The 21,995-nt window shown below is 65.6% G+C and carries 22 protein-coding genes and 1 pseudogene; 15 read left to right on the plus strand and 8 right to left on the minus strand.

Annotated features, from left to right (window positions below; all coding sequences use genetic code 11):
• From Y704_RS24380 to Y704_RS19275, 4 genes and pseudogenes are all read left to right on the plus strand, one after another.
• Window positions 1-275: pseudogene (locus tag Y704_RS24380) on the plus strand (hypothetical protein); the annotation flags it as partial.
• Window positions 276-534: 259 nt separating this feature from the next.
• On the plus strand, window positions 535-2,904 hold the full coding sequence (locus Y704_RS0105730; RefSeq protein WP_253904240.1) for a coiled-coil domain-containing protein: 2,370 nt from the start codon (window positions 535-537) through the stop codon (window positions 2,902-2,904).
• A gap of 150 nt (window positions 2,905-3,054) precedes the next feature.
• Complete coding sequence (locus Y704_RS19270) at window positions 3,055-3,438, plus strand: hypothetical protein (protein WP_051476737.1); 384 nt, start codon at window positions 3,055-3,057, stop codon at window positions 3,436-3,438.
• A 33-nt stretch (window positions 3,439-3,471) separates the two neighbouring features.
• Entirely contained in the window at window positions 3,472-3,753 is a 282-nt protein-coding gene (locus Y704_RS19275) for an acylphosphatase (RefSeq protein ID WP_081747429.1), read from the plus strand.
• A gap of 87 nt (window positions 3,754-3,840) precedes the next feature.
• On the opposite strand, the gene Y704_RS19280 is transcribed toward Y704_RS19275, so the two are convergent.
• The 3 genes from Y704_RS19280 to Y704_RS0105760 form a co-directional block, all read right to left on the minus strand.
• On the minus strand, window positions 3,841-4,521 hold the full coding sequence (locus Y704_RS19280; RefSeq protein ID WP_051476738.1) for an NAD(P)/FAD-dependent oxidoreductase: 681 nt from the start codon (window positions 4,519-4,521) through the stop codon (window positions 3,841-3,843).
• Between the two features lie 72 nt (window positions 4,522-4,593).
• Window positions 4,594-6,750 (minus strand): 4-alpha-glucanotransferase, encoded by a 2,157-nt coding sequence (gene malQ / locus Y704_RS0105750; RefSeq protein WP_026549407.1) that lies wholly within the window; start codon window positions 6,748-6,750, stop codon window positions 4,594-4,596.
• Between the two features lie 303 nt (window positions 6,751-7,053).
• Window positions 7,054-8,448 carry an OFA family MFS transporter gene (locus tag Y704_RS0105760; protein WP_026549408.1) on the minus strand — a complete coding sequence of 465 codons (1,395 nt, stop codon included), beginning with the start codon at window positions 8,446-8,448 and terminating at the stop codon, window positions 7,054-7,056.
• Between the two features lie 185 nt (window positions 8,449-8,633).
• Here Y704_RS0105760 and Y704_RS0105765 point away from each other — a divergent pair, with 185 nt between their 5' ends.
• Window positions 8,634-9,959, plus strand: coding sequence for an APC family permease (locus Y704_RS0105765; RefSeq protein WP_026549409.1), 1,326 nt, complete (start codon window positions 8,634-8,636; stop codon window positions 9,957-9,959).
• Between the two features lie 24 nt (window positions 9,960-9,983).
• Here the strand turns inward: Y704_RS0105765 and Y704_RS0105770 are convergent, their stop codons facing one another.
• Window positions 9,984-10,526 (minus strand): thioesterase family protein, encoded by a 543-nt coding sequence (locus Y704_RS0105770; RefSeq protein ID WP_026549410.1) that lies wholly within the window; start codon window positions 10,524-10,526, stop codon window positions 9,984-9,986.
• 62 nt (window positions 10,527-10,588) lie between these two features.
• Between Y704_RS0105770 and Y704_RS19285 the strand changes: the two genes are divergently transcribed.
• From Y704_RS19285 to Y704_RS0105785, 3 genes are all read left to right on the plus strand, one after another.
• Window positions 10,589-11,365 (plus strand): maleylpyruvate isomerase family mycothiol-dependent enzyme, encoded by a 777-nt coding sequence (locus Y704_RS19285; protein ID WP_051476739.1) that lies wholly within the window; start codon window positions 10,589-10,591, stop codon window positions 11,363-11,365.
• Between the two features lie 30 nt (window positions 11,366-11,395).
• Window positions 11,396-12,229: an aldo/keto reductase gene (locus Y704_RS0105780; protein WP_026549411.1), complete on the plus strand. Its 834-nt coding sequence runs from the start codon at window positions 11,396-11,398 to the stop codon at window positions 12,227-12,229.
• 95 nt (window positions 12,230-12,324) lie between these two features.
• On the plus strand, window positions 12,325-13,101 hold the full coding sequence (locus tag Y704_RS0105785) for a sulfite exporter TauE/SafE family protein (RefSeq protein WP_343212816.1): 777 nt from the start codon (window positions 12,325-12,327) through the stop codon (window positions 13,099-13,101).
• Between the two features lie 15 nt (window positions 13,102-13,116).
• Here the strand turns inward: Y704_RS0105785 and Y704_RS0105790 are convergent, their stop codons facing one another.
• The gene (locus tag Y704_RS0105790) at window positions 13,117-13,779 is read right to left on the minus strand and encodes a pyridoxine/pyridoxamine 5'-phosphate oxidase (protein ID WP_026549413.1); all 663 of its coding nucleotides are present in this window, start codon (window positions 13,777-13,779) and stop codon (window positions 13,117-13,119) included.
• Window positions 13,780-13,864: 85 nt separating this feature from the next.
• Here Y704_RS0105790 and Y704_RS0105795 point away from each other — a divergent pair, with 85 nt between their 5' ends.
• On the plus strand, window positions 13,865-14,668 hold the full coding sequence (locus Y704_RS0105795) for a phosphatase PAP2 family protein (RefSeq protein ID WP_026549414.1): 804 nt from the start codon (window positions 13,865-13,867) through the stop codon (window positions 14,666-14,668).
• Here the strand turns inward: Y704_RS0105795 and Y704_RS0105800 are convergent.
• Window positions 14,665-15,174, minus strand: coding sequence for an SRPBCC family protein (locus Y704_RS0105800; protein WP_081747430.1), 510 nt, complete (start codon window positions 15,172-15,174; stop codon window positions 14,665-14,667). The two genes, Y704_RS0105795 and Y704_RS0105800, sit on opposite strands and share 4 nt — an antisense overlap.
• Between Y704_RS0105800 and Y704_RS0105805 the strand changes: the two genes are divergently transcribed.
• On the plus strand, window positions 15,163-15,828 hold the full coding sequence (locus Y704_RS0105805) for an alpha-ketoglutarate-dependent dioxygenase AlkB family protein (protein ID WP_026549416.1): 666 nt from the start codon (window positions 15,163-15,165) through the stop codon (window positions 15,826-15,828). The two genes, Y704_RS0105800 and Y704_RS0105805, sit on opposite strands and share 12 nt — an antisense overlap.
• 38 nt (window positions 15,829-15,866) lie before the next feature.
• Here the strand turns inward: Y704_RS0105805 and Y704_RS0105810 are convergent, their stop codons facing one another.
• Window positions 15,867-16,511 carry a GNAT family N-acetyltransferase gene (locus Y704_RS0105810; protein ID WP_026549417.1) on the minus strand — a complete coding sequence of 215 codons (645 nt, stop codon included), beginning with the start codon at window positions 16,509-16,511 and terminating at the stop codon, window positions 15,867-15,869.
• A 93-nt stretch (window positions 16,512-16,604) separates the two neighbouring features.
• Complete coding sequence (locus tag Y704_RS0105815; RefSeq protein ID WP_026549418.1) at window positions 16,605-17,291, minus strand: FadR/GntR family transcriptional regulator; 687 nt, start codon at window positions 17,289-17,291, stop codon at window positions 16,605-16,607.
• Window positions 17,292-17,378: 87 nt separating this feature from the next.
• Here Y704_RS0105815 and Y704_RS0105820 point away from each other — a divergent pair, with 87 nt between their 5' ends.
• The 5 genes from Y704_RS0105820 to Y704_RS0105840 all read left to right on the plus strand — a co-directional run bounded on the left by Y704_RS0105820 (window position 17,379) and on the right by Y704_RS0105840 (window position 21,940).
• Window positions 17,379-18,632 (plus strand): alpha-hydroxy acid oxidase, encoded by a 1,254-nt coding sequence (locus Y704_RS0105820; protein WP_081747431.1) that lies wholly within the window; start codon window positions 17,379-17,381, stop codon window positions 18,630-18,632.
• A gap of 171 nt (window positions 18,633-18,803) precedes the next feature.
• The gene (locus Y704_RS0105825) at window positions 18,804-19,073 is read left to right on the plus strand and encodes a hypothetical protein (protein WP_026549420.1); all 270 of its coding nucleotides are present in this window, start codon (window positions 18,804-18,806) and stop codon (window positions 19,071-19,073) included.
• A gap of 140 nt (window positions 19,074-19,213) precedes the next feature.
• Complete coding sequence (locus tag Y704_RS0105830; RefSeq protein ID WP_035771776.1) at window positions 19,214-19,693, plus strand: DUF2243 domain-containing protein; 480 nt, start codon at window positions 19,214-19,216, stop codon at window positions 19,691-19,693.
• A gap of 7 nt (window positions 19,694-19,700) precedes the next feature.
• Window positions 19,701-20,558 carry a cytochrome c oxidase assembly protein gene (locus Y704_RS19290; RefSeq protein WP_155850222.1) on the plus strand — a complete coding sequence of 286 codons (858 nt, stop codon included), beginning with the start codon at window positions 19,701-19,703 and terminating at the stop codon, window positions 20,556-20,558.
• Between the two features lie 26 nt (window positions 20,559-20,584).
• On the plus strand, window positions 20,585-21,940 hold the full coding sequence (locus tag Y704_RS0105840; RefSeq protein ID WP_035771777.1) for an alpha-amylase family protein: 1,356 nt from the start codon (window positions 20,585-20,587) through the stop codon (window positions 21,938-21,940).
• Window positions 21,941-21,995 lie beyond the last annotated feature (55 nt).

The raw sequence follows: 21,995 nt of genomic DNA on the forward strand, positions 1-21,995 counted from the left end.
CCGCCGCTGAGGCTGAGGCTGCGGCGGCAGCCATCGAAGCCGAAAGGGTGCAACGGGAAGCCGACCTGCGCGTCGAGGCCGACCGCGTTGCGGCAAACGCTGCCGCAGCTGTCGAAGCAGCTGCGACCGCTGAACGGGACCGGATCGCGAACCTCCCGCCGCCGCCCGCGCTCTACATCCCGCCGCCGCCCGCGCCCTATTGCCCCTGCGCCGCCGCCCTACACCCCGCCGGCTCCCGCGCCCTACGTCGCCCCTGCACCGCCGCCCGCGGCTGACCCCTACCCCGGGTACACCGGGCCCCGCTGCTACGCGCCGGGCGGGAAGACCTACCGGCCGTGCTGACAGCGTCGTCGTGCCTGTCCTGAATCGAGTGTGCAGCAATGACGCCGGGAACACCGAAAAGTCGTCATTTCTGTACACTCGATGGGCCTCTACCCGCCGTCCTGACTTCATAACCTGCAAAAGCAAGTAGTTGGCCGAAAAATACACGTAGGCGCTACTGTGCCATCGCGTCTTGTACTCCCCTAGCTTGTGGTGTCGATCGAATCCTTCGTCGCAACCTTCTCAGGAGTCTCATTGCGCCCCATTGCCTCGAAAACCGTGTTCACCCGCCGCCTTGCGACCGCCGTCATCCTTCCCGGCATCCTGACTGGCATGCTCGTTGTTGCCGCACCGGCTTCGGCGGAATCCGGCCCGGCCACCGGCATCTGCAACGGTGTTGTCAATCAAATGGCTCACCGCGGAATGGTGCAGGAAAATCTCCTGAAGGCGGCTGCGCGAAAGAATGCCGTGGTCATCACCCAGCTCCAGGGTGAGCGTGCGGCGCTTCAGGGTGAAGCGGACAGCATCTCGGCGAAGATTGCCGAGGCAACCAAGACGATTGTGACTCTCGAGGCGGAAGCTGTGCAGCTCGACGCCGCGATCAAGACCGCCACCGAGGACCTCGCCTCAGTCATCAGCCAGCAGGCCGCCACTGTCATAGCGGTCGACGGCGCGAAGGACGCGCTTGCCGCCCTGAAGGCCGATCAGGAGTCGGTTACTGCTGAGCTCGCACCGCTTCAGAAGGAGCTCGCCGACCTTCAGGCCGCTTCCGCCCAGCTGAGTGAGCAGGTCGCCACCGCGACGACCGGAATCGCGGACAAGAACGCCCAGATCAGCGCCGCTACCGACGCCTTGACCACGCTTCAGTCCGCCGCGACGAAGGCCGCCGACAACCTGACCGCGAAGAACAGCCAGATTACCGTTGCCGAGGGTGAACTCGCGGCACTCGTCGCCGACGCACAGGGCGCCGAGGACGCGGTGGCCGGAGCCACCCAGGCGGTCGCTGACGCCGACACCGAACTGCAGCGACTTGTGACCAGTGGCACCGCGGCGCAGGCGGAGCTCGACGCCCAGAACGCGGTTGTAACTGCGGCGAAAACGGCACTCACGCCGCTGCAGGAGAGCGCAGCGGCCGCTGGTGCCGCGGTTACCGCCAAAGAAGCCCAGATAGTGACAGCGCAGGGTGAGCTGGAAGCCCTGCAAGGCGACGTCGTCGAAGCCGAGGAAGCCCTGGCGGGGAAGAATGCGGAAATCACGACGGCGCAGCGCGCCCTGACGGGCCTGCAGGCCGACGCGGTCAAGGCAGCCGACGCGTCCGCGGCCAATACCGCGGCCCTGACCGCGGTGAACGCCGAGGTTACCGCTTTGCAGGCGCGGATTGCTACTGCGAACGCGGACATCACGGCAAAGCAGTCTGCGCTCACGACAGCCGAGAGTGAGTTGGCCACGCTTCAGGCCCGCAAGACGTTCCTCCCGGGTGAGATAACCAGACTGCAGGGGATGAACGGCGGGAATAGGGAGACCAGGGAGGCGAGGGCAGCTCTGATCGTAGTGCTGCAGACTGAACTGAAGGCAATCGACCCCCAAATCACCGACAAAACCACCAAGATCAAGGGACTTCAGGGTGACCTCGTTACACTCCAGGCCGCCGTCACCACCCTGAGCGCTGACCTGTCGAAGAAGCAGCAGGAAAGCAGTGCCCTGCAGCAGCAGGCCGCGCCGTTGCAGGCGACGCTGACTACCGCCAACGCCACGGTCGCCACCAAGGAGGGCGAGATCGCCATCCTGAAGAACGCGCTTCCCTCCCTGTCTGCCGCGGTGACCGCCGCCAATAGCGCCGTTTCCTCGAAGCAGGGCGAACTCACCACCCTGCAGGATCAGCTGTCCGTGCTGCGCACAGCGGCTGCCACCGCCAACAGTGCAGTGGTGGACCAGGAAAAGTTGGTCGCCGATCTGGAGGCTGAGCTGCCGACGCTGACCGAGGGCGTGGCTGAGGCAGGGGAAGCCATCACTGCGCAGCGGATCGTCCTCGACGGACTGCAATCCGACCTCGTTGACGCCAACGAGGACCTCGTGGTCGCCACCGCGGCCGTCGATACCAAGAAGGCCGAGGTCACGGAACTGAACGGCGCGCTTCCCGACCTTCGGTCCGCGGTGCAGGAAGCCGATGTGGCAGTGGCCGCCAAGCAGGGCGAAGTATCAACCCTGAACACGCAGCTCGATGGACTGGTCATCCAGCTTGCCGGGCTCAACTCCCAGATCACCGTCAAGGAGCGCGAGGTGCTTGCGGTGCAGGCACGCGTTGCGCCACTTCTGGCCCAGCTCGATGGCCTCGTCGATGAGATCACTGCAGCGGAAACGCAGATGAAGAACCTGCAGAGCCAGCTGACGACGTTCGACAAGCAGGTCACCGATGCGCAAACCGCGCTCCGCAACCTCGAGGCGCAGAAGAAGCAGAACAAGGACGCGATCACGGCACAGCGGGTCATCGTGAAGGATCTCGAGAACAAGCTGGGTAGCGTCCAGAAGGCCATCCGGGCAATTGATGGACAGATAGCTCTTGGGGGCTGCGTCGCATCCTGAATCGAGTGCGCAGGAATGACGTGAAATCCGCCGGCGGGCCGTCATTTCTGCGCACTGGAGGGGTGAGTCCGTTCGATGTCCCCCTCGCGCACGCCCAGCCGGTGGACTAGATTCGAAGGAACACATCCTCGAGAATAATGGAGCATCCCCATGAAGAACAAGCTTGTATTCACCGCCGGCATGGCCGCCGGTTATGTCCTCGGCACCCGTGCGGGCCGGGGTAGCTACGAGAAGATCAAGGCGAAGGCCACTGAGCTGTGGAACAACCCCAAGGTCCAGGAGACACTCTCGAGTACCACCGAGACAGTCAAGACCAAGGCGCCGGCCGTGCAGGAGAAGCTCGGCGGCGTTCTGAAGCGCGACAAGTCGTCGGATTCGTCCGGTAACGGATCGGGCTCCGGGAAGCCCACGGTGCCGGTGGTGACGTCCACCGGCACAGGCGAAGGAACGACGGGGCCTGCTGGAGGCAGCCCGGAGCAGGTCGACATCACGCCCTTCCTGAACCAGGACGACGAGACCCGCCCGCCTCTGTAGGACTCTGGAGTACCGGAACTGCAGGACACCGCGTTGGCTGCCGAAACGCAGCGCCTCACCGCCACCATCATGGGCGAGGTGCAGGCGGTGGGGTTCCGTTATTGGGCCCGCGGTCAGGCCGAGGAACTCGGCCTGACCGGTTCCGCCACCAACAATGCCGACGGGTCGGTCGCTCTGGTGGCGGAGGGCCTGACGTCGGGCCTCAACGAACTCCTGCGACGCATCCGGTCGGGAGATTCACCCGGCCGTGTCGACCATGTCGATGCAACTGTCGAAGAAGCAAGTGGAGGCTGCGCCGGGTTCGAGTGCCTATGATGCAGCAAGCGGTCAGCTGAGGCAGGCCGCCGGACGCGGCCACCCGACGCAGGTCACGGGTCACAGGCTCATCGAACCGCAGTCCCCCTAGATAGATGCCTTTTCGGCCTCGGCATCCTCGAAAGCAAGGATCGCATTCACCGACACGGCGGTTCGGTAGGCATCCCCCGCCGCGGACACCAGTTGCGCACTCGGATCCGCCACATTGCCTACGGCCCATACGCGGTCGGCGCTGGTCCGGCCAGGATCGTCGGTCGCAACGCAGCCGTCCTCACGGAACTCGCAGCCGAGAGCCGAGATCAGCGGCGAATCGACGTCTGCCAGCGGCTCGCAGAACAGCGCCGCGCAATCCACAGCAGTCCCATCGGCAAGCTCAACGAAGTCGAGGCCGGCAGCACCGGGAACAAGGCGTCGGACTTCCCCGTCGACCAGCCGCACACCCCGCGCTGAGAGCGTGAGCGAATCCTCCGGCGGGACGGCCCCCAGAGTGTGGGTGAACAGCGTGACCTTCGCGGACCACTGCCGCAACAGCACTGCCTGCTGCAGCGATGTCTCCCCGGTTGCGAGGACGCCGAGTTCGCGGTCGCGCACCTCCCAGCCATGGCAATAGGGGCACTGCAGCAGTCCCTTGCCCCAGGCTTCACGCGCGCCGTCGACGTCCGGCAGGATGTCCCTCAGCCCGGTCGCCAGTACCAGGGCCGCGCTGAGACCAGCCACTCCACCGCCGACCACGACGACGTCGAACCGGTTCGCTGCCCCATTGATCATGCTCCTATCTGACTACGGCGAAGAATAGCCGGTCAGCTCGCTCTGTCTCGTGCGGAGTCACTTGACGCGGCGTTACCCCTTGCTGCCCGCAGCGCCGGCACCGTCCGCATCCCCCAGAACCGTCACCAGCGAGGTAAAGCGTACATTTTCCCGTAACTCGTCGATCAAAACGGCCCTGCCGTCAGCGTCGGCCAGCGGAATCCGCCAGTTGGGGTACTCGTCGCTGGTGCCCGGCTGGTTCTGCGTCCGGCGTTCCCCCACGGCATCGGCCAGCGCCACACCAAGGAGCACCGACGGCGACTGCGCAATCAGCGCGTGCAGTGCCTCGACCGTCTGCTGCACCGACGCCGTTCCCTCCGCGGGCAGCAGATTCCGCTTACGCAGCAGGGACAGGAAGGTTTCCTGCACGGCGCGGTCCTCCTCCCGCTCCACCTCGACCGGCCGGCTGAGCAGCCCGAGTTTCTCCCGCAGCGCTACATGCTCGCCCGCGAGGTAGCCGGCCGACGGCGGGAGATCATGCGTGGTCACTGTGGTCAGGCAGCCCTGCCGGTACTTCTCGGGAACGATGGGGCCGTCGTCGTCCTGCTCGAACCACAGGATCGAGGTACCGAAAATACCGCGCTCCGCCAGGTACTCCTGCACACCGGGTTCGAAGACGCCAAGGTCCTCGCCGACGACGACGGCGCCCGCGCGCTCCGCCTCCAGTGCGAGGATTCCAATGAGCGCCTCATGGTCGTAGTACACGTAGGCGCCGCCCCCGGGCGCCGACCCCTGCGGAATCCACCACAGCCGGAAGAGACCGAGGATGTGGTCGATCCGGATACCTCCCGCATGCCGGAGAATGTTGCGCAGCATGTCCCGGAATGCCTGGTAGCCGGATTCGGCCAGCCGTTCGGGATGCCACGGGGGCTGGCTCCAGTCCTGACCGTGCTGGTTGAACATGTCCGGCGGCGCGCCAACGCTGATCCCGGAGGCCAGCACGTCCTGCAGGGTCCAGGCGTCGGCTCCGCTCGGGTGGACGCCCACCGCGAGGTCGTGCATGATGCCGATGCCCATCCCGCTGTCGGTGGCCTCGAGTTGGGCCTCCTGCAACTGCTCGTCACACAGCCACTGGAGCCACTCGTGGAATTCGATGCGGGATGCCAGTCGCTCGGTCTGCGCCAACGCCTCCGCACTGCCCGGCCTCCCTACCTTCGCCCACTCGGGCCCGCCAGGAGCGTACGTCTCCGCGAGGGCCGACCACAGCGCGAAGTCCTTCAGCCCCTGGCCCTGGTGCACGAGGAACTCCTCGAAATCGCTATGCCGCTGCGAAGGACGCTCGACCTGGAAAATCAGCTCGAGCGCCTCGAGTTTTGCCGCGAAGGACGCATCCCGGTCCAGCAGGTCCGCGCTGCTGTTCGCCTGCGCGAAGCGGCCGGCAAGCTCGTCGATGCGCACCCGTGCGGCGCCGTCGAGGCGTGCATACTCCGGGATATCCTCGACCCGCAGGTACATGGGATGGAAGAAGCGCCGTGTGGTGGGCAGGTAGGGCGAAGGTTCGACGGGCGGTACCGGTTCCGCGGCGTGCAGCGGATTGACCAGCACGAAGCCTGCGCCCTTTTCGGCGGCGACCTGCGCAAGGGCACCGAGATCACCAAGGTCGCCGATTCCCCAGGACCGCGACGACCGCACCGAATACAGCTGCGCCATGAGCCCCCAGGATCGTGTGTCGAGGAGTCGCTGCGTGGTCGAGAGGCAGTCGGGGGTGATCACTAGGGAACACTGCTCCTGGAGCCCGTCAACCTCAGCGTGAAGGGTATGCCAGCCCAGTGGCAGCGCGTGAGGGAGCACCGCGGAGAGGCTGGAACGCTTCTCGCCGTCGACCTCGCGCTCCGCAATAGGCTCCGGATCGACGGTGCCGCTGTAGTGGATGCCGTCCTCGCCAGTAGCCCAGACGCGCACCTCGGCACCGGCGGGTGCGTGCACGGGAATAGGGCCGAGCCGGCTTTCCCGGACGACGACGACGCGCGGCAGCAACCTGCGCCACGGAGCGGCGTCCAGCTCGGCGAGGGATCGCTCGATGTCCCGATCAGTGCCCGCGGGCACGTCCAGGGCGGTCAGTACCGCCACGAGGGTGTGTTCCTCGACCTGCTTCGGTGCGCCGTCCCACCCCAGAAAGGTGGTGCCCACCCGGTGTGCCTCGGCGAGCCGCTGGAGGGCGGTGGGCGTGCTTACGGTGGAATCAGCCATTCCTCCAATGTAGGCGGCGCCCGCTCGGTACTCCACTTTTTCACGACGTCCCCGACGGCGGGGCAGGTGTGGCGGCGGGCAGGTGTGGCGGCAGGGCAGGTGCGGCAGGTGTGGCGGCGGCGCCGACAGCGGGGCAGGTATGCCGACGGCGGGACTGGTGTGGAACCTGTCCCGCCGCCGTCGTCCTGCCGCTCTTCGGAAACTACCCCCCGAAGAGGGCCGAGGCCCTGGTCAGCGTCTGGAAGACGCCGTAGGCGAGGGGCACTCCCACGAGTGCCCAGACGAATGCGATTCGTGCTCCGGTCATTTGGTACCTCCACGTGCTGGTTCTTTGCGTGCGCTGTTGACGGGTTCATGGAACTTGGAGTTGACAGGCTTCACCAGCAGGTTGGCGATGAACCCGATGATCAGCAACCCCACCATGGTGAGGAGGGCCGGCTGGTAGGCGGCGGCCGTCAACTCGCCGGGCGTGCCCTGCGCGTCGAGGAAGCCGTTGATGATCAGGGGTCCGGCGATGCCTGCCGCGGACCACGCGGTCAGGAGACGCCCATGGATGGCGCCCACCTGATAGGTGCCGAAAAGATCCCTCAGGTAGGCCGGAACGGTGGCGAAGCCGCCCCCGTAGAAGGAGATGATGAAGAACGCCAGGAAGACGAACAGCAGGGTGGTGCTCGCGCCGAACAGCGCCAGGATCGAGTACAGCACCGCGCCCACGCCCAGGTAGACCATGTAGATGCGCTTGCGGCCGATGATGTCCGACGTGGACGACCAGACGAAGCGGCCTCCCATATTGGCGATCGACAGCAGCCCGACGAAGCCGCCGGCGACGGCGACGGTGACCGCAGTGGAGCCGTCGGCGCCGCGGAAGAAGTCCTGGATCATCGGGGAGGCCTGCTCAAGGATGCCGATGCCTGCGGTGACGTTGCAGAAGAGGACGATCCACACGAGCCAGAACTGCTTGGTCTTGATGGCGTTTTTCGCCGACACGTTGTCCGATGTGACGAGGGGCTTGGATTTGAGGCTCGCCGGGTCGAAGCCGTCGGGCTTCCAGTCAGCAGCGGGCACCTTGATGGTGAAGGCCCCGAACAGCATGTAGACCAGGTACACCGCAGCGAGTGTGAGGAAGAGCTTGGCGACCGAATCGCCGCTGGCCACCCAGCCCTCGGCGCTGGAGTTCGGGTCGTAGAAGCGCAGCAGCTGCGTGGACAGCGGGCTCGCGATCAGCGCTCCGCCGCCGAATCCCATGATGGCCATGCCCGTGGCGAGTCCCGGACGGTCCGGGAACCACTTGATGAGGGTGGAGACCGGCGAGATGTAGCCGATTCCCAGGCCGATTCCGCCAATGAAGCCATACCCCAGGTAGACCAGCCACAGCTGGTCGGTGAAGATGCCGATGGCACCCACCACGAAGCCGGAGGTCCAGAACAGCGCGGACGTGGCCATCGCTTTCCGTGGGCCGTTCTTGTCCACCCAGGTGCCCATGACGGCGGCGGACAGCCCCAGCATCACGATGGCAATGGAGAAGATGACACCGATCTGCGTCAGGCTGGCGTCAAAGTGCTGCACCAGTGCGGTCTTGTAGACGCTTGTGGCGTACGCCTGGCCGATGCACAGATGCACCGCGAGCGCGGCAGGCGGGATCAGCCAGCGGTTGAATCCTGGCGGTGCGATGGTGTGGTCCCGGTCGAGCCAACTCATGGAAACTCCTTGTTCGTTGCAGCATGGATGGCTGCCCCCGAGCCATGGTTCATGAGGGCAATTATGCGGTGCATCACAACCGAGTGGGAACTCGCAACGCCGGACGGTAGTTCTGACGCGGTGGGCGGCAATGTGCTAGGAGCTTTTCCTCAGCCTGCTTAGTGGATTTCGCCTAGACTTCTCGAATGGCGACCACCGAGCAATCCCCGGACACAAAGCTGAAGCGCGGCATCACCGGTCCGCTGCTCTTCCTGTTCATCCTCGGCGATGTGCTGGGTGCCGGGGTCTATGCACTGGTGGGCGTCATCTCGGCCGAGGTGGGCGGCGCGCTGTGGGTACCCCTGATGGTGGCGCTGGTCCTGGCACTGCTGACCGCCGGATCCTACGCCGAGCTGGTGACGAAGTACCCGAAGGCCGGCGGTGCGGCGGTCTTCGCCGAACGGGCCTTCCGGAAGCCCTTCCTCTCCTTCCTCGTCGGATTCTGTATGCTCGCGGCCGGTGTCACCAGCGCCGCAGGCCTCGCCCTGGCCTTCACCGGCGACTACCTCAGCGCGTTCATCGACGTGCCTGCGGCACCCGCAGCCCTCGTGTTCCTCCTCCTGATTGCCCTCCTCAACGCCCGCGGCATCAAGGAGTCGGTGCACAGCAACGTGGTGATGACCGTCATCGAGGTGTCAGGGCTCATCCTGGTGATCGTGGTCGTGGGCTTCTTCCTCGCCGGAGGCAACGGCGATGTCTCCCGCGTCACCGAGTTTCCTGTCGGGGTGAGTCCCGCCTCCGCTATTCTCGGCGCATCACTGATCGCCTACTACTCCTTCGTCGGGTTCGAGGTGTCCGCCAACGTGGCGGAGGAAGTCCGGGACGTGAGCCGCGTGTACCCCCGCGCACTCTTCGGCGCCCTCCTGACGGCCGGCGTCGTGTACCTGCTGATCGGCCTGGCGTCTTCGGCGGCTCTGCCGGCCGAGGAGCTGGCAGGGTCGACGTCCCCGCTGCTCGACGTCGTGGCAGCGACCGGGGCCGGCGTCCCGCCGTGGCTCTTCGGCCTGATCGCCCTGGTCGCGGTGGCGAACGGCGCGCTCCTGACGCTGATCATGGCGAGCCGCATCACCTTCGGAATGGCCGAGCAGGGGCTTTTTCCTTCCATCTTCGGGAAAGTCCTCCCGAACCGCCGGACACCCTGGGTCGCAATCGTTGCGACGACGGCGGTCGCCATGATCCTGACACTCTCGGGAGACCTCGCCTCACTGGCGCAGACGGTGGTGCTTCTTCTCCTTTTCGTCTTCCTGAGCACCAACATTGCAGTCCTCGTGCTGCGCCGCGATCAGGTGCAGCACCAGCACTTCCGCATCCCTGCAGTGGTCCCCGTCCTTGCCGTCGCTTCCTGCGTCCTCCTCCTCACCCAGCAGGGTGGGGAGATCTGGCTTCGTACCGCCATTCTGCTGGCCCTGGGACTCGCGCTGTACCTCATCCAGAAGCTGGTGCGCGCACGGAAGGCCGGCAAGTCCGCGTAACCGGGGTTCTCGGGGAGCCAGTCACTACCAGCCGTGTGGAGCCGGCCTGCGGGTGCTGGGTAGTGAATTGTTGACACGCCACTCGTGGATCCAGCCGGGAAGAACCAGGTCCGCCGGCGGCGCTCCGAATGCGGCGATGATCTCCTCATTGCTCACCGGACCGCTCCTGGAGACAAGGCGGGTGGCAATGACCGCGCGCGCATAGATCTCACCGCCGCTCACCGTCCGCTGCTCGAAATAGACGGCCCGTTCGTCCAGGCCGATGATGCGCGTCTCCACGGTGTACCGCTGGCCGAGCTGGAGCGACTTCCGGAAGCTGATCGTCTCCCCCGCCGCCACTGGGCTCCACCCCTTGCTGCGCATCATCTTCCAGACGCCGCTGCGGACCATCAGGTCGAATCGGCCCAGATCCATCACGGACAGGTACATGCCGTTGTTCAGGTGCAGCGCGATATCGATGTCCGTCAGAAGGACGCGCAGCGATATCGATGAGTTCCCCCAGATACTGAGGTCCGGGCGCCGTCCCGAGCGGAGGAGTTGGAGCAGAGTGCGGAAGATGAGATGCATCTGCACATATTACTAGTCGGTAACATGGCGGCGTCGCGCGAGGCAGTGTTTAGACTCGGGGAATGAGACAGCCCTATCCGTACGCCCTGTCCTTCGGCCGTTATCGGGAGTTGTTGTCCTCGGAATTCGAGGCGCTGGCCGCTTTGATCGACGGAACCCTCGCGGTACCCGTGCCATCCTGCCCCGGGTGGAGCGGTGAGGACCTCGTGCGGCACACCGCCATCGTCTACCTCCAGAAGGCCGAGACGATCCGCACCGGATCGAGGCCCGGGAAGGGGTGGCCGCCCGTCGGCATCGGCAGCATGCCGCCCGGGGCGCTCCTCTGGCATTGCTACGAACGCCTGATCGCGCAGTTCGACGCACATGATCCCGACGACGCGGCGGAGAGTTGGGTGCCGGGCGACCAGACGGTCGGCTTCTGGGTGAGGCGCCTCACCCATGAGACCGCCATGCACCGGTACGACCTCGAACTCGCAGGCGGCGGGCCGACAACCGCGTTCGATGCGGACCTCGCGGTGGACGGCATCGACGAGGTGCTCTCGGTGATGCTGGGGCGCGGCCGCGCCGACCCCGCGGCCAGCGGCGCCGTCGTCCTGGTGGAAAGCGCGGGCCGCTCCTGGTCGGTATCCCTCGAGCAGGCCGCCGCGCGGCTCGACCGGACGCCGGTAGCCGAGGGCGGCGCAGCCGACAGCGCCGCACCGGATACCGCGGCCTCAACTGTTCGAGGGGCTCCGCAGGAAGTCCTCCTCTGGCTCTGGGGACGGGGCACCCTGCCCTCCAGCTCCATTTCCGGCGATGCGGTGAGTGAACTCCGCAGCCGCCTGGCCCGAGCCCTTTGACCCCCTCCCCCCAACCACCACAGGAGCCTCATGACCCTGGTATCCGTACCCACCGTCCACCTGCGCAACGGCGCCGACCTTCCCCTGCTCGGGTTGGGAACCTGGCCGCTGAACGACGCCGAGGCAGCTGACACCGTTGCCACGGCAATCGACGCCGGTTACCGCCTCATCGACACCGCCGAGAACTATCACAACGAGGCGGGTGTGGGTGAGGGAATCCACCGTTCCGGCATCGACCGCAGCGAGCTGTTTCTCACCACCAAGTTCAACAGCCAATGGCACGGGCACGACGGCGTGCGGCAGGCCTTCCGCACCAGCAGCCGCCTGCTGGGTGTCGACTACATCGACCTGCTGCTGGTGCACTGGCCCAATCCCGGCCAGGACCGTTACGTGGAGGCAGTGCAGGGCATCGCCGCACTGCTTGAGGAAGGACTCGTGCGGGCGGTGGGAACCTCGAACTTCAAGGCCTCCCACCTTCAGCGCGTTATCGATGCCGGAGTGGTACCCGAGGTCAATCAGATCCAGCTCGACCCCCGCCGCACGCGGCGGGACATCCGCGACTTCCACGCACAGCACTCCATCGTGACCGAGGCGTGGAGTCCCCTCGGCCCCGGCAGCAATCTTCTCGAGGAGCCGGCCGTCACCGCGCTGGCCGAGCAGCACGGGAAGTCGCCGGCCCAGATCGTGCTCCGCTGGCACGTGCAACAGGGCGTCGTGGCGATACCCAAGTCAGCCCACCCCGACCGGCTGGCCCAGAACATCGATATCTTCGATTTCGACCTGTCGGAGCAGGAGCTGAGCAGTATCTCTGCGCTCGACACGGGTTCTGCAGAAATCACCGATTCGGATGTTTTCGGGCACTGACTTTTCGGGCACTGCCTTTTCAGGCACTGCCAACGTCGCTTCGACCGCGCTCGTGCATATCGCGCTGGCCGGGCCTCGACCCAGGGGGAATTGAATTGATTGAACTTGCCGTGATATTCCTTGCGGGGTTCTGGGCCGGCATGATCAACGTGGTCGTCGGCTCCGGCACGCTCGTGACCTTCCCCGTGCTGCTGCTGTTCGGGTACCCACCCATCGTCGCGAACATCTCGAACAATGTCGGCCTCGTGGCCGGCGGTATCACGGGATCGTGGGGCTACCGTCGCGAGATCGCCGCGAACAAGCGACTGCTGCTGACCCTGCTGCCCCTGTCCGCGGCCGGCGGCATTGCGGGCGCTCTCCTGCTCCTTGTGCTCCCGCCCGAAGCCTTCCGGGCGATCGTTCCCGTCCTGATCGTCATCGGGCTCGTCATGGTGACCGTCGCACCTGCAGTGCAGCGCCGTGCTGCCGCGAAGGCAGGCGAGGCACCGTCGCCTACCAGTACTTCCACCCCAGCGCGGATCATCCTGCTCCTCGGAATCCTCGTCCTCGGGGTGTACGGCGGCTATTTCGGCGCGGCGCAGGGAATTCTCATCGTCGGCCTCATGAGCGTTATGACGCTCGAGAGCCTGCAAAGAATCAATGCCGTCAAGAATGTCCTGACCACGGCGGTGAACGGCATCGCTGCCGTCACGTTCATGGTGTTCGCCTGGGAATTCATCGACTGGAGGGTCACCGCTGCTATCGCAGCCGGGGCCACGCTCGGGGGTCTGTTCGGGGCCAGGGTGGGCAGGCGTCTGTCGCCGAATGTCCTCCGGGTCACGATCCTCACCATCGGCACCATCGCGCTTGTCCGAATCCTCTTCTTCGACTGACCCTTCGCGACCTCCTCACGGCCAGAGCAGGTCGGTCCGCCACCCGTCGCCGAACCGCGTGTACAGCAGCCGGGTATGGCGCCGTTCCGGATCCGCCTGCCAAAACTCGACGGCGTTCGGGGCAACGGTGAACACCGTCCAATCCGGCGATCCGAGGCTCCCGTGCCTGTCGATCAGCTCCAACTGGTCGGCGACGGCCGCGTCGAGCTCCTCCCTGTCCTGCATCCTCCCGCTCTGGTGCCCAGCCAGCACCAGCGCCCGGGCGGCCGGGTGGCGCCGCTGGAAATCGGCGTCATTCTCCTCGGTGCCGGCCGGGGACACCGTGCCGCGTACGCGAACCTGGCGGCCGGAGTCGGGCCAGAAAAAGGTCAGCGCCGCCACCGGTCGTGCGGCCAGTTGGCGCCCCTTGGGGCTGTCGCTGCTCGACGCGACCGACCACCCGGACGCGCTGACATCCTTCAGGATCACCACGCGGGCGTCAGGTGCGCCGTCGTCGTCCACGGTGGCGAGGTTGACGGCGTGCGGGGCGAGGACCCCGGAGTCCACCGCGGCAGTGAGCCAGTCAAGGAAAAGATCAATGGGGGAGGCGGGTGCACCGGCAGGTTCGAAGACGGGCATGGATTCTGGGAAAACGGGCACTCCGCTGATCAGGTCGCGGGCCAGTCCGGGGTTGCTCATGCCGACACCCTATCCCCGATGCCGGACTCGTTGGCCATGCAATAAGCAGGTGCGGAACGGAGAACCGGCACCCTAGAGTCGAAGGATGCCCGCACATGAAGAACACCGGATCGGCTCACGGGACCTCAGGCGCTGGAGCACGCCGGCGGGTCGCTGGCTGGTAAGGACCGTCCGGCCGCTCGCGGCGTGGATAGGGCCGCACTGGGTCCTTCTGCTCATCATCGCGGTGGGAGGCGGCCTCGCCGCTGCACTCACAGCGGCTTCCGCCGAAGTCTATGAAGCGGTCGTTGAAGCGAACGGTGTCGCTGCCCTCGACCAGCCTGCCCTCGACCTCGCAATTGCGCTGCGGGAGCCGTGGCTGAACGGCCTGGTCACGGCGTACACCCACGTGGGCGGGCCGATCGGCATGCCCCTGCTCGCGGCTTCCGTGATGGTCCTGCTTGCCGTTCGGCGGAGATCCTGGACGCCGGTGATCCTGCTACCGGCAGCAGCGTTCGGATCCCTCCTGATGACCATCGCCGGCAAGGAAGCCATCGGGCGGCTGCGTCCCGCCCTTGAGTTCGCCGTTCCACCGTTCGAGCAATCGCCGTCATTTCCGAGCGGCCATGCGCTGAACGCCCTGGTCATCGCAGGCATTGTGGCCTACCTGCTGGTGCTCCGCCAGAACCGCAAGCGCACCCGTGCGCTCACCATCGGCCTCGCCATCGCCTTTGCCCTGACCATGGGCCTCAGCCGGGTGTACCTGGGACACCACTGGCTGACCGATGTGCTGGTCGCGTGGACGCTCGGGGTCGCCTGGCTGTCACTCGTGGTCACGGCGCACCGCCTGCTGCTGACCTTCCGCCCGAGCAACAGGAGGAAACGTTTCGAACCGCGGGTGAACGGCTAACGGGGGGCCTCGGAAAGCTCTTTCAACTTTTCGAGCGCCAAGGGCCAGGCTTCCCTGAGCATCGCGGCGAAATCCCCTGTGCTGTCCATCTCAATGTCGACAGTGGTGACCCCGTTCGATTCGGTGAAGGTGTAGTTCTCCTCGGTACCGCTGATCTGTCGGGCCACCTCGCTGGTGAGGTCATCGACCCCGTTCACCACCTGCCCCCGATAACGGATCGAGATGTACTCATGCCTTTTGTTCTCCGCCACGGTGCCGACCAAACCTTCGAAGGAACCGTCCTCACTGGGCCCGAGGAACCGGATGGTACCTCCTTCGTCCCACGTGCCGAGAAAGTGGGACCCTTCCTGGAAGTCCCCGGTCCACTTCCGGTAGGTTTCTTCCCCAAGCATGGTGTTCCACACGACACTGACGGGAGCCTGAATGGTCGCCGAGAACCGCAACTTTTCCCTAACGGATTGTAGCCCCGCAGCGTCCCGTGAGGATATAAACCAATGACGGAACATTCCGCCTCACTCCTGCCGCGGGAGCGGAGCGAGCCCGCACCAGGCGCCGTCCATGTTCCCGACTGGCTGACGCTCCAGGAGCAGGTCGACCTGGTTGCTGCATGCCGCGGATGGGCCACGGGTCGGGTACCGATGCGCTCGGTGGTTCTGCCGAACGGTGGCAGAATGTCGGTGAAGACCGTCTGCCTCGGCTGGCACTGGCAACCCTATCGATACAGCAGGACGGCCGATGACGCCGGCGGAGCCCCGGTGGCTCCCTTCCCGGACTCGCTGACGCGACTCGGGCAGGATGCCATTGCTGAAGCTTTCGGGGCGGACGACGCGGCCGGCTACTTACCGGACGCGGCGCTGATCAACTTCTACGACGCTGCCGCAAAGATGGGGATGCACCAGGACAGGGAGGAACGTGTTGGTGCGCCAGTGGTCTCCCTCAGCCTCGGCGATTCGTGCCTGTTTCGCTTCGGGAACACCGAAACCCGCAATCGGCCGTGGCAGGATCTGCAGTTGCAGTCGGGGGACCTGTTCGTCTTCGGTGGTGCTTCACGATTTGCGTATCACGGTGTCCGGAAAACCATAGCGGGAACCGCAGATCCAGCCCTGGGACTTCGCGGGCGTCTCAACATCACGTTGAGGGTCACGGGTCTTCCCGGCTGACTACCGCCGGGAAGACCTCCCGCAGCCGTTCGTGCGTGTCAGGCTTCCTGCTGCGCCGCTTCTCTGGCGGCAGTCAGGAGCTTGAAACGCCGGCGCTGCTTGGTGGGAATAAGGGACAGGAACTGCGGGTGTGCCATCAGGAAGTCCTGGGCCTCGGGGCAGTACGGCATGATGGCCAGTCGGCGCCGGTGGGCGTTGAACAGCACGGCCTGCATGAGCACGGGCTCAAGACCCATACGCCGGAATCGGGAATCGATGACTGCCTGCAGGAGCAGGACATCGCCGCCGCGCATCTCGTACTGCACATAGCCGGCCATGACACCGTTGCGGTACAGCTCGAAGCGCGAGAACAAAGCGTTGTCACGGAACTTCTCCCGCGTACTTTCAGGTTCGGCAGGCGCTTCAGCGGCGGACTCGCGGAGCTCGAGCTCCTCGACCAGGGCCTCATAGCGGTCCCGGGTTTCCATCGACGGGTAATCAGTATCGAGCAGCTGATAAGTGCGGTTGCACAGGGTACGCAGTTGCCGCGTCGAAACCTCCGAGAGGTCGGCGGGAAACTGTGGTTCCTCCCCGGTGCGGGGGGTAGCGGCCGTGGGACTCGACGTCCGGGACCAGTCGAAGGGGTGCATCGATTCGGCCGGGTGGGCCTGCTCGCGGTCAAGTACTTGGGGAAATTGTTCCATGGTTAACTCCACGTTGTGGTTCCATGGCCTGCTTCTCGACCGGTGCTAGAAGTCTAGGGGAGAAGCTCGAAAAGCGAAAGCTCAGCGCACTGACTATTCCCTGAACCCTGCTTCCCGGTAGAAACCCTCGATATGACGACCGATGAGGTCCGCGGCCTGTTGCCCGTTTCCCCCCTGAATTGCCTTCAGAATGTCCCGGTGCTCATTCCTCAGCCGCGCGGCGGTGGACTGCCAGTCCGGCAGTGCAGCTGTAAGTCCTTGCGTATAGGACTGGATGGATTCGCGCAGGGAAGCCATCATGGCGCCCACCAGGATATTTCCTGCAGCTTCCGCAAGGGCAACGTGGAAAAGGGCGTCGAGCGCAAGAAATTCCGGTGCGCCCAGGCCGGGACGGTCCATGTCGTCGAGCAGGTGTTCCGCTGCTGCGAGGGAGGCCGCATCACCCTTCGCGTGTGCGCCCGCCCATGTCTCCAGCAGCAGCCTGGTCTGCACGATGTCGGCCACCGGCAAGTGGGAGCTGGCAATGTGCAGCCGAAGGGTCGAGCCAAGCGCCGCAGCGGGATTCGCCGTCACGAACGTGCCCGCTGCAGGTCCCGAGCCCACCCCGGCCTTGAGCACACCCAGCGCCTCCAGCACCCGGATGCCTTCCCTCACCGACGTCCGCGAGATCTTCAGTTGCCCGGCCATCGCCCGCTCGCCGGGGAGTTGAGCACCGATCCCGAGCCGCCCTGCCGCCAATTCTGCTTCGAGCCATGCAGAAACGACCTGGTGATTACGCATGGCGCCAGCATAGCTTGTGTGGTCGGACCACAACCCGTAAAGTCTGTGGTCAGACCACACGAGCCCACTACCGAGCAAAGGTATGCCATGCAGCCCATCACGCCAGCCATTACTCCACCCGCCCCTCCAGCACTCCGCAGGCGGATGCCGAAGGTTGCCGACCTCGCACCCCTGATGCAGTTCAAGAAACCTGAATTCAGCTCCGCCGCGCGGCTGCGCAGGGCCAACACCATCGGGGACCTTCGCGCCATAGCCAAGCGCCGCACCCCCACAGCACCCTTCGACTACACGGACGGCGCCGCCGAGGCGGAAATCTCCCTGCGCCGTGCCCGGGAAGCATTTCTCGACCTCGAGTTCCGCCCCGGCATCCTCCGCAACGTGGAGAAAATCAGTACGTCGACCCCCATTCTCGGGCAGCTTTCCGCGCAGCCGTTCGGCATAGCCCCCACCGGCTTCACCCGGATGATGCAGTCGGAGGGTGAATATGCCGGGTCGCAGGCCGCGGAAGCCGCGGGCATCCCGTACACGCTCTCCACGATGGGCACCGCCTCCATCGAGGACGTCGCAGCTGCGGCCCCCCGAGGGCGCAACTGGTTCCAGCTCTATCTCTGGACCGACCGTGACCGGTCCATGGAGCTGATCAGCCGCGCCGCTGCCGCGGGCAACGACACCCTGATGGTCACCGTCGATACCGCCGTCGCCGGAGCCCGCCTGCGTGATGTCCGCAACGGCATGACGATTCCGCCCGCGCTCACGCTGAAAACCGTGGTGGACGCTTCCTACCGCCCGGCGTGGTGGTTCAACTTCCTCACCCACGAGCCGCTGTCCTTTGCCTCGCTGTCCCGCTACTCCGGCACTGTGGCAGACCTCATCAACTCCATGTTCGATCCCACCCTCACCTACGAGGACCTTGACTGGCTGCGCGGCGTCTGGAAGGGCAATCTGGTGGTCAAGGGCATCCAGACGCTCGACGACGCCAGGCGCGCCGTGGACCATGGCGCCGACGGCATCATCCTCTCGAACCACGGCGGACGCCAGCTCGACCGCGCTCCGGTTCCACTGCATCTGCTCCCCCAGGTCTCCGCAGAGCTCAAGGGCAAAACTGCCATCATCCTGGACACGGGCATCCTGAGTGGCGGAGACATTGTCGCCGCGCTCGCGCTGGGTGCGGATTTCACGCTGATCGGCAGGGCCTACCTGTACGGGCTGATGGCGGGCGGCCGGCCCGGAGTCGACCGGGCCATCGAGATCCTTGCCACGCAGACCGCCCGCACCATGCAGTTGCTCGGAGTCAACAGTGTCGAGGAGCTCAATGCGGACCACGTGAAGCTTCTACATTGAGAATTGAATAAATTCTGTCTCATTCTGGTATCGGGAAGCACGAATAACGCTCGATAGAGCTACTATTCAAAAAGCGGGCATGCCGGGGGGCGGGGCCCTTTAGTGCTGAGGTCTCAACCTATGAAGCGTGAACGCGCGCATTTCCCATTAGTATACCGGCGGGCCCGTACTGTGCTGTTCGCAGTCGGGCTTTTCTGGCTGTGGGCACTTTTCGGGAGTGCCGCCTTTATCGTCGGGCTGTCCGACTCCCCGATGTACGCAATCATCGCCCTGTACGGCGTGAGTGTCGCCATTCTCGTGTCAATTCCGGTTGCTTTCCTGGCGATCGCCTGGATGCTGCTCAACCGGCCCCGGGCGATGCCCCACGACGTCGTCCGGCACCTGCCGCTGCAACCTCCCGCCGACCCACCCCTCGAGTGGAACAGCAAGCACGTGTCCTGAATTCGCCAGTGTTTGCAGCAACGGAGTCCAACCGCAATGAATTGGGGCATCGACACCATCTGCCGAATGCTCTGAATATGCCCTGATGATTGCCATACGCTGGATACACGCATTCGCACACTCTGCAGGCAGGAGCTCTCATGCGGTTGAACGCAGCAGCCGGACCCGGCCTCAGGTCGAGTGTCGTCAGTGGACTTCTGTTCGGGTGCGGCCTCGTTGCTTTCGTCGACGAGGCGGTTTTCCACCAGATCCTCTCCTGGCACCATTTCTATGACCGCTCCACGAGCGCTGCAGGCTTGGTGTCCGACGGCGTTTTCCATGCGTTCAGCTGGGGCGCAACCGTGTGTGCGCTCTTTCTGTTCGCAGACCTCCGCCACCGCCGGCTACTGTCGCTTCCGGTGTGGACGGGCGGCGTCCTGCTGGGCGCAGGTGTGTTCCAGCTGTACGACGGCGTGGTGCAGCACAAGGTGTTCGGCCTGCACCAGATTCGCTATGGAGTGGACCTCGCGATGTATGACCTCCTCTGGAACCTCACCGCCGTGGTCCTGATCGTCAGCGGCGCGGCGGTGCTCCTGGTGCAGCGGCGGCGTTCGGGGCGCACGGCACGGCCACCCGGGTAGGGCAGCAGTGTTCATCCCAGGACTCTCCGCTGTGTTCACCGCCGCATCTCCCCATGGGCCCGCGGCCGCGCCTCCTGTCGACGCCGCCGACCTCGCCGTCATAATGCTGTGGCTGACCCTCAGCGCGGCGTACTGCGCAGCAACGTGGCGACCGGGTGTGATCTGGCCGCGGCGGAGGACGGCCCTCTGGTGCACCGGCGCGTTTCTGGGGGCAGCGGCCACCGCAGGACCGTTCGCCGCCGCCGCCCACGCCGACTTTGCATCCGCCATGGCCGTCCATCTGCTGCTGGGCATGGTGATCCCGCTCTTCTGGGTGCTGGCCGCCCCGCTGACGCTGGCGCTGAAGCGGCTGCCGGTGCACTCCTCCCGCCGCCTGACGCGGATCCTCCGCTCCGGTCCCGTCCGTGTGCTGTCCCATCCGGTTGCTGCGGGGCTGGTCACCACGGTGCCGCTGTGGGCGCTGTACGTCGGGGGGGTCCATATACACCTCGGCCATCATCCCGCTGCCCTGCCCCTTCTGCACCTGCACTTCCTGTTGAGCGGACTCCTGTTCACCTACGCGATCATCGGCATCGACCCGAATCCCCATCGATCCGGTGTGGTAGTGCGGGGAACCGTACTTCTGCTCACCATCGCAGCGCACGGAATTCTCGCGAAATCCCTCTACGCCACACCGCCGGCCGGCCTCACCGCCGCCGAGGCCGAGCCGGGGGCGCTACTGATGTACTACGGCGGCGACGCCGTGCACGCCGGAATCCTGGTGGTGTTCGGCTACCAGACCTACTCCGGCGCCCGACGCCGCGAAGCCCGGCAGGACGCCCGTCGGGGCACCCCGGACACGTGGGGACCCGTCCACCCGTACTAGGATCGGGGAAACTGAGGGGTGAATCTATGACATCGGAACCATCCTGGGTGCACCACGTCATATGGTGGCAGGTCTATCCGCTGGGATTCGTCGGAGCCGGGAAGGAGGCCGGCGTTGTCGAACCGGTAGTCCACAGTCTGGTTCACCTGGTCGATTGGCTCGATTACGCGGTGGAGCTCGGCGCATCGGGACTCGCCCTCGGACCTATCTTCGCTTCAGAGACACACGGGTACGACACCTCGGACTACTTCCGGGTGGACCCGCGACTGGGCGACGACAATGATTTCCGCGCAGTTGTCGACGAGGCCCACAGCCGCGGGCTCCGCGTCCTGCTCGATGGTGTCTTCAACCACACCGGCCGCTCGTTCCAGCAGTTCCAGGATGCCGTGCGCCTCGGCCGGTCGGCACCGACCGCCGGCTGGTTCCGCTTCCACTGGCCCCCCACCGGCTCCGGCAGCGATGATTCAGGGGCCGCAGTTCCCTATGACGACTTCGAGGGCCACCATTCCCTCGTGGCCCTCGACCACGAGGAGCCGGAGGTGGCACGCTTCGTCGCCGACGTGATGAAGCACTGGCTCCGCCGCGGCGCCGACGGCTGGAGGCTCGACGCCGCGTACGCCGTGCCGTCTTCGTTCTGGTCTGCCGTACTGAGCGATGTCCGCGCCGAATTCCCCGACGCCTATTTCCTGGGTGAGTACATTCACGGCGATTACGCCGCGGACGTCCGCGCGGGCACACTCGACTCCGCAACGCAGTACCAGCTGTGGAAAGCGGTGTGGAGCGGCCTCAACGACCGGAATTTCTTCGAGCTCGCCGCCGCACTCGACCGGCACAACGGCCTCCTCGAAACGTTCACTCCCCTGACCTTCGTGGGAAACCATGATGTGACGCGGCTCGCCACCCGGCTCGACGACCCGGCCCTGCTGGCCCATGCCCTGGTCATCCTGTTCACCGTCGGGGGCACTCCTTCCATCTATTACGGCGATGAGCAGGCATTCCGCGGGCTGAAGGAGGACCGCGCAGGGGGCGACGACGCAGTGCGCCCGGAGTTCCCGGCGTCGCCGTCGGATCTCGCTGCGTCGGGCTGGCCCGTGTACCACCTCCACCAGCAGCTGATCGGCCTGCGGCGCAGGCATCCCTGGCTGCACACCGCACGCACGAAGATCCACATGCTAAGGAACGACCACCTCGTGTACGAGGCCGTGGGCGGGAACTCGTCGATCGTCGTGGCCCTGAATCTCTCGGAATCGCCCGCCACAGTGGAGGTTCCGGCGACCGCCGCCGCCGCCGTCGTTCTCGCAGGCGACGCAGGCCTCGACCCGGGCGGCCATCGGCTTGCGATGCCGTCGCGCGGCTGGGCCGTTCTCGGCAGTTCCCGCTAGCGCAGGATTTTCTGCAACAATCCCTCAGGCGTGGCATGCACTATCGCCCGGGAAG

Origin of the sequence: Arthrobacter sp. Br18 (assembly GCF_000520555.1) — a bacterium.
Taxonomy (GTDB): Bacteria; Actinomycetota; Actinomycetes; order Actinomycetales; family Micrococcaceae; genus Arthrobacter_D.

Bases quoted from the DNA above. Each gene is read 5' to 3' on its own strand.
- Y704_RS0105790 (WP_026549413.1), bottom strand. From the start codon at position 13,779: ATGAGCAACCCCGGACTGGCCCGCGACCTGATCAGCGGAGTGCCCGTT.
- Y704_RS0105815 (WP_026549418.1), bottom strand. From the start codon at position 17,291: ATGCGTAATCACCAGGTCGTTTCTGCATGGCTCGAAGCAGAATTGGCG.
- Y704_RS0105760 (WP_026549408.1), bottom strand. From the start codon at position 8,448: ATGAGTTGGCTCGACCGGGACCACACCATCGCACCGCCAGGATTCAAC.
- Y704_RS19270 (WP_051476737.1), top strand. From the start codon at position 3,055: ATGAAGAACAAGCTTGTATTCACCGCCGGCATGGCCGCCGGTTATGTC.
- Y704_RS0105770 (WP_026549410.1), bottom strand. From the start codon at position 10,526: ATGCATCTCATCTTCCGCACTCTGCTCCAACTCCTCCGCTCGGGACGG.
- malQ (WP_026549407.1), bottom strand. From the start codon at position 6,750: ATGGCTGATTCCACCGTAAGCACGCCCACCGCCCTCCAGCGGCTCGCC.
- Y704_RS0105830 (WP_035771776.1), top strand. From the start codon at position 19,214: ATGCGGTTGAACGCAGCAGCCGGACCCGGCCTCAGGTCGAGTGTCGTC.
- Y704_RS0105840 (WP_035771777.1), top strand. From the start codon at position 20,585: ATGACATCGGAACCATCCTGGGTGCACCACGTCATATGGTGGCAGGTC.
- Y704_RS0105820 (WP_081747431.1), top strand. From the start codon at position 17,379: ATGCAGCCCATCACGCCAGCCATTACTCCACCCGCCCCTCCAGCACTC.
- Y704_RS0105800 (WP_081747430.1), bottom strand. From the start codon at position 15,174: ATGTTCCGTCATTGGTTTATATCCTCACGGGACGCTGCGGGGCTACAA.
- Y704_RS19285 (WP_051476739.1), top strand. From the start codon at position 10,589: ATGAGACAGCCCTATCCGTACGCCCTGTCCTTCGGCCGTTATCGGGAG.
- Y704_RS0105805 (WP_026549416.1), top strand. From the start codon at position 15,163: ATGACGGAACATTCCGCCTCACTCCTGCCGCGGGAGCGGAGCGAGCCC.
- Y704_RS0105795 (WP_026549414.1), top strand. From the start codon at position 13,865: ATGCCCGCACATGAAGAACACCGGATCGGCTCACGGGACCTCAGGCGC.
- Y704_RS0105765 (WP_026549409.1), top strand. From the start codon at position 8,634: ATGGCGACCACCGAGCAATCCCCGGACACAAAGCTGAAGCGCGGCATC.
- Y704_RS0105780 (WP_026549411.1), top strand. From the start codon at position 11,396: ATGACCCTGGTATCCGTACCCACCGTCCACCTGCGCAACGGCGCCGAC.
- Y704_RS0105810 (WP_026549417.1), bottom strand. From the start codon at position 16,511: ATGGAACAATTTCCCCAAGTACTTGACCGCGAGCAGGCCCACCCGGCC.
- Y704_RS19280 (WP_051476738.1), bottom strand. From the start codon at position 4,521: ATGATCAATGGGGCAGCGAACCGGTTCGACGTCGTCGTGGTCGGCGGT.